This window comes from uncultured Cyclobacterium sp., from assembly GCF_963976465.1.
Taxonomy (GTDB): Bacteria; Bacteroidota; Bacteroidia; order Cytophagales; family Cyclobacteriaceae; genus Cyclobacterium.
The window spans coordinates 1-5,839 of sequence record NZ_CAXBOC010000383.1; the positions used below are offsets into that span (position 1 = coordinate 1).

General features: G+C 40.6%; 5 protein-coding genes and 1 pseudogene. All 6 read left to right on the forward strand.

The genetic code is table 11. From position 1 onward, the window contains the following. Positions 1–434 (forward strand): annotated as a pseudogene (locus AAC037_RS18395) (ATPase); the annotation flags it as partial. A gap of 102 nt (positions 435–536) precedes the next feature. After that, entirely contained in the window at positions 537–1,907 is a 1,371-nt protein-coding gene (locus tag AAC037_RS18400) for an MBL fold metallo-hydrolase (RefSeq protein ID WP_339904633.1), read from the forward strand. Beyond that, positions 1,907–3,427 (forward strand): thymidine phosphorylase family protein, encoded by a 1,521-nt coding sequence (locus AAC037_RS18405; protein WP_339904639.1) that lies wholly within the window; start codon positions 1,907–1,909, stop codon positions 3,425–3,427. The genes AAC037_RS18400 and AAC037_RS18405 overlap by 1 nt, the downstream gene beginning before the upstream one ends. 4 nt (positions 3,428–3,431) lie before the next feature. Then, the gene (locus AAC037_RS18410; protein ID WP_339904635.1) at positions 3,432–4,328 is read left to right on the forward strand and encodes a ribose-phosphate pyrophosphokinase; all 897 of its coding nucleotides are present in this window, start codon (positions 3,432–3,434) and stop codon (positions 4,326–4,328) included. Further along, complete coding sequence (locus AAC037_RS18415; RefSeq protein WP_339904637.1) at positions 4,321–4,998, forward strand: hypothetical protein; 678 nt, start codon at positions 4,321–4,323, stop codon at positions 4,996–4,998. The genes AAC037_RS18410 and AAC037_RS18415 overlap by 8 nt, the downstream gene beginning before the upstream one ends. A 25-nt stretch (positions 4,999–5,023) precedes the next feature. Continuing rightward, positions 5,024–5,839: APC family permease (locus AAC037_RS18420; protein WP_339904641.1), on the forward strand; the 816-nt coding region annotated here is incomplete at its 3' end.

Consider the following 5,839-nt stretch of genomic DNA (forward strand, 5'->3'; position numbering starts at 1 on the left):
AGGGTTACAAATGCAACGTGAAAATACCACTCTATATCAAATCTCGGTTTGAGGATGTGAAAAAGCAATGGGAGAAACGTACAGAGCATTCAAAAAAGTTTCATCAGGGCTGGGTAGTAACCAATACTCGATTTACTAAAGATGCCATTCAGTATGGTGAATGTTCTGGTTTGGTACTTATAAGCTGGGATTATCCCAAAAACGAAAGTTTAAATGATAGGATCAATTTATATGGTTTGCACCCTGTTACTTGCCTTACAAGTCTCACAAAGGCTGAGAAGCAAAAACTGATTGATAAGATGATTGTGCTTTGTAAGGAACTATGTGAGAAACCCCAATTGCTTGAAGAAATAGGAATTTCTCAGACCCGGGTCAAAAAGATCATTAAAGAAGGGAAGGAGATTTGTTCAAGAAATACTTCACTCCATAAATGATTTGTATTTAGTACCTAAGACAGGCAAGATTAATAAACCCAGACCTTTGATATTTTATAACCCATGTGAATTCCATAGGAAGATAAAAATTAGACTTTACCCATGAAAGGAAAAATAAGCATAAAATTTTTAGGCGCAGCTGGTACGGTTACGGGCTCCAAATATTTACTTGATAACGGAGATAAAAAGCTGATGGTGGATTGTGGTATGTTCCAAGGATTAAAGGAATTGCGTTTACTCAATTGGGAACCACCTGAATATGATCCACAATCTATTGGTGCTGTTCTACTTACTCACGGGCATCTTGACCATACAGGGTATTTAGCTCGATTAGTTAAACTTGGTTTTAAAGGCAAAATATATGGTAGTATGCCTACTTTAAAAATTGCTGAAATTATTCTTAAAGACAGCGCAAAAATCCAGGAAGAAGAGGCAGCAAGGGCAAATAAAGAAGGGTATAGTAAGCATAGTCCGGCAGAAGCTTTTTATGACTTAAAAGACGTAGAAAATACCATTCCGCTATTCAATCCTGTTTCTGAAGGTAACTGGCATTTAATTGAAGAGGATTTTAAGGTAAGGTGGCAATACAATGGCCACATCATTGGATCCACTTTTATAGAAGTTGAGAGCAGCGGCAAACGTGTGGTTTTTTCCGGGGATCTTGGTAGAAAAAAGGATTTGCTTTTGTATACGCCAAAAAAGCCTGAAAAAGCGGATGTATTGCTTATTGAATCCACCTATGGAGGAAGGGTTCATCCAGAAGAAGAGACTATTATTCCTGATTTGGAGCGGGTTGTCAATGAAACGATAGCTCGAGGTGGAAGTCTTTTCATCCCGAGCTTTGCGGTCGAACGCACCCAACTAATGATGCTCATGCTGTGGAGGCTATTAAAAGAAAAAAGAATTCCTAACCTACCAATGATCATGGATAGCCCTATGGGTGCTAATGTACTCCAACTGTTTCATATGTCCAGGGATTGGCACAAACTAAAACCCAATGAATGCGATGAGATGTGTGCCCACTTTCAGGTAGTGAGTAATTACCGGGAAACCCTGGCACTGCGGGCCGACAATAAATCTAAGATCGTCATTGCGGGAAGTGGTATGATGACGGGCGGACGAATATTGAACTACATGGAAACAAGGTCAGATAATAGTAACGATACCCTGCTTTTTGTTGGTTATCAGGCAGAAGGAACCAGGGGAAGAAAGTTGTTGGAAGGTGCAAAAGAAATCAAAGTGTATGGTAAATGGCTGCCGTTCAAAATGCACATTGAGCAGATTGAGGGGCTTAGTGCCCACGGTGATCAAAATGATCTGATTGATTGGCTCTCTGAAATTAAAGAACAGCCCGAAAAAGTGTTCATTATTCACGGGGAAACAGAGCAGGCAGAGGCATTTTCAAAAGCCCTGGAAGATAATAAAGGATGGCGAGCAGCCATTCCTCAACTTAATCAAACGGTAGAATTGTGATGGTAGCAAAAGATATTTCACCTAACCTATTGAAATTGGTAAGAATAGGTATTGATGCTCGCAATGAGTATATGGTATTTATGCGAAAGGATTGTCCAGTATGTATATCGGAAGGGTTTGAAGCTTTAAACCGTATAATAGTTGCTAAAGGAAATAAAACCATTGTGGCCTCTCTCATCGTTTGGGACGAGGAAACCCATTTAAAACATGATCAATTGGGCCTTTCAGAAGCAGCCATTGATGCCCTGGAAGCTAAAGAAGGTGAACTGCTTAGGCTGAGTCATTTAGATGCTATGAGTTCTATGAGTTATGTTCGAAAGAAAATTTATGGACACCGGTTGAATCTGGGAGAGTTTGATACAATTGTAAAAGACATTGTCAATCGGAACCTTTCAAACCTTCAACTTTCAGCATTCCTTGCCTCCTGTACTGGTGATTCGCTTGATAAAGAGGAAGTAATTGCGCTCACAAAATCAATGATCAATATTGGATACAAATTGGAATGGGATGAATTGAATATATATGACAAACATTGCATTGGAGGGCTTCCTGGTAATAGAACAACGCCAATAGTAGTCGCCATCGTAGCGGCTGCGGGACTCATTATCCCTAAAACCTCATCCAGGGCCATAACATCACCAGCAGGTACGGCAGATACCATGGAAGTGATGACCAATGTAAACCTTACCATAGCGCAAATGAAAAAAGTGGTAAAGCAGGAAGGTGGTTGCCTGGCCTGGGGCGGATCAGTACAGCTTAGTCCAGCTGATGATATACTTATCCGTGTAGAAAAAGCATTAGATATTGATAGCGAAGGGCAGATGATCGCTTCTGTGCTTTCTAAAAAGGCAGCAGCTGGTTCTACCGATGTAGTCATTGATATTCCCGTTGGGCCTACTGCCAAAGTTCGTTCTCAGTTAGCTGCTGAGCATTTATCAGAAAAAATGATTGCAGTAGGTAAAGCCATAGGGCTGAATATAGAAATTGTGTTGTCTGATGGTTTTCAGCCCGTAGGACGAGGTATCGGCCCTTCACTTGAGGCCAAAGATGTTTTGGCCGTATTGAGGAATGAGAAGAATGCTCCAGCTGATCTTAGGGAAAGAGCTGTAATCCTAGCTGGCGAATTATTGGAAATGGCCGGTATGGCCGTGGTAGGCACTGGGGAATTTAAAGCCTTGAAAATAATAAGAAACGGAACTGCTTACGACAAATTTCTGGCAATATGTAAGGCACAAGGGCATTTTAAGGAGCCCGGAATTGCTACTCTTAAACATCCTGTTTATTCCAATCAGAAAGGGAGGGTTTTTGAAATTGATAACCGCAGACTGGCTAAAGTTGCCAAGCTAGCAGGAGCACCGAGTGTTAAGACCGCCGGAGTTCTACTCTATATCTCTTTAGGTAGTGCTGTTAAAAAGAATGACATTATATTTGAAATTCACGCAGAGTCAAAGGGGGAGCTTGAGTACGCTCTTTCTTACCTAAACACCCAAAAGGAAATTATTAAAATCAAAGAATCATGATATTATGGATATGATAGTTTTTGCTTTGCCGGGCAACGAAAGCCTTACAGATAAAATAGCCAAAAATCTCAAGGCTGAAAAAGGAGAAGCTACCATCCGGAAATTCCCAGATGGAGAAAGCTATATTCAGATACATTCGGATGTTAAAGATAAATGTGTAGTGATGGTCTGTACCTTATACATGCCGGATGCAAAATTACTATCCTTGTATTTTTTTAGTAAGACGGCCAAAGAGCTCGGTGCTTCATGTACGTGTCTTGTAGCGCCTTATTTAGCCTATATGCGTCAGGATAAACAGTTCAATCCGGGAGAAGGAGTTACATCTACTTATTTTGCTCAATTGATATCAGGCTTTGCCGATACATTGACCACCGTTGATCCCCACCTGCACCGTAGAAGTGCTTTGAGTGAAATTTACAGTATACCTAATAAACTGATTCATGCTGCATCCCATATTTCAAAATGGATCAGCTCCAATATTGAAAACCCTGTTTTGATTGGACCAGATAGCGAAAGTGAGCAGTGGGTTTCTCAGGTAGCAAAAGAAGCCGACGCACCTTTTACAGTGTTAGAGAAGGTAAGACATGGTGACCGGGATGTTGAAGTGTCCGTCCCAGATGTAACAAAATACAAAGATCACACTCCTGTACTTGTGGATGATATCATTTCTACGGCCAGAACAATGATAGAGACAGTAGGTCATTTAAAAACAGCAGGCATGCGTCCACCGGTTTGTGTTGGAGTCCATGCCGTATTTGCAGGCTCAGCCTATGTTGACCTAAAAAATGCAGGGGTGCGCCAGGTCGTAACATGCAACACCATACCGCATGAAAGTAACCAAATAGATCTTTCAGATATTCTGGCAAAAAATATTCACAAACTAATGAAAAATCATGCGTAGTGTTTTGCTCACCTTAATTGCATTTCTACAACTTTCCCCTGTAATATTGTTTGGACAGGAGAAAGAAATGTTCATCGAGCAAATAGCAAATAAAAGAATAGTTCGTGAAAACTTTGATCAAAATGGTGGCCTGTTAGGTAAGCAGGTGTTTTTTACAGGAGAGTTAGAGCAGGAGGGCAAAAATTATCTGATAAAGGTAATAACCGAGCTTTATGACGCAAGCAGCCAGCTTACAGAAAAGTACACGACCACCTATCAGTGTAAACGCAATGAGTTTGAGGTGTTGTTAAATGTATTTCCCTTTACTGATCCTAATGACGAAAAGATAAGAGTGGATGTCACTTCAGAAGATTTTCAGCGACTGTATGAATTGGGTAAAGGAGTAGCATTAATAGATATTCAATTGAAGATGAGTGTTGAATCCGGGATGTTAAGTTTTTTCGGATCTAAAAGCCTGGTCACCATAAAAAACAGGAAAAAGGAGGTAGAGGACCAATCGATAAAAATAAGTAGTGAAGCTGTTATTGAAGCATACATAATGGGAATCCGTATTAAAACGATAATCTATGTCGTGGAAGAATACCTGACTGAAAATTTTGTATTGCAACGTCAGAAATTCACTGAGGACAATGGAGCTTACTTTACTATGAAATATTACGATAACTATTGATATCTAAATCGGCTCAATGACAGATATGAATAACTACAAAAAGAATAGCCTAAGTTTAACCGGAGCAGTGGCGCTAGGCACGGGAGTGATGATAGGTGCCGGTATATTTGCTTTACTTGGTCAGGTGGCGGATCTTTCAGGGACTTTGTTTCCCTTAGCTTTTTTGGTAGGAGCCGTCATCTCTTATTTCAGTGCTTATACCTACATAAAGTTGTCCAATGCTTACCCATCAGCAGGTGGTATCGCCATGTATCTCAAAAAAGCCTATGGACCAGGTACGATCACTGCTGCGGGATCACTTTTAATGGCATTTTCAATGGTGATTGGTCAAAGCTTGGTTGCCCGGACATTTGGAGCATATACCTTACAACTTTTTGATGTGCAGAAAAATAGTATTTGGGTGCCTATTTTGGGCGTTTTATTGTTGGTAGTTGCCTTTTTAATCAATATTTCTGGTAATAAGGTAATTGGCCGGTCTTCCTTGATGATGGCAGTTATCAAAATAGGAGGTCTTGCTATATTCGCCATTGGGGGTCTGTGGGCAGCAGGCTTCTCATTTGCTGAAGCCTTACCTTCCTCTGTTTCTGGTGACTATACGGCAACCAGTTATATAGCAGCTTTGGCTTTTACCATTCTGGCTTATAAAGGCTTTACAACTATTACAAACAGCGGTGGTGAGATTGTAAACCCTAATAAGAATGTAGGGCGCGCCATTATGATTTCGCTCTTTATTTGCACGTTGGTGTATTTACTCGTGGCTTTGGCAGTTTCAGCCAATTTGTCAATCCCAGAGATTTTAGCCGCAAAAGATTTTTCGTTAGCAGAAGCTTCTAAACCTGCA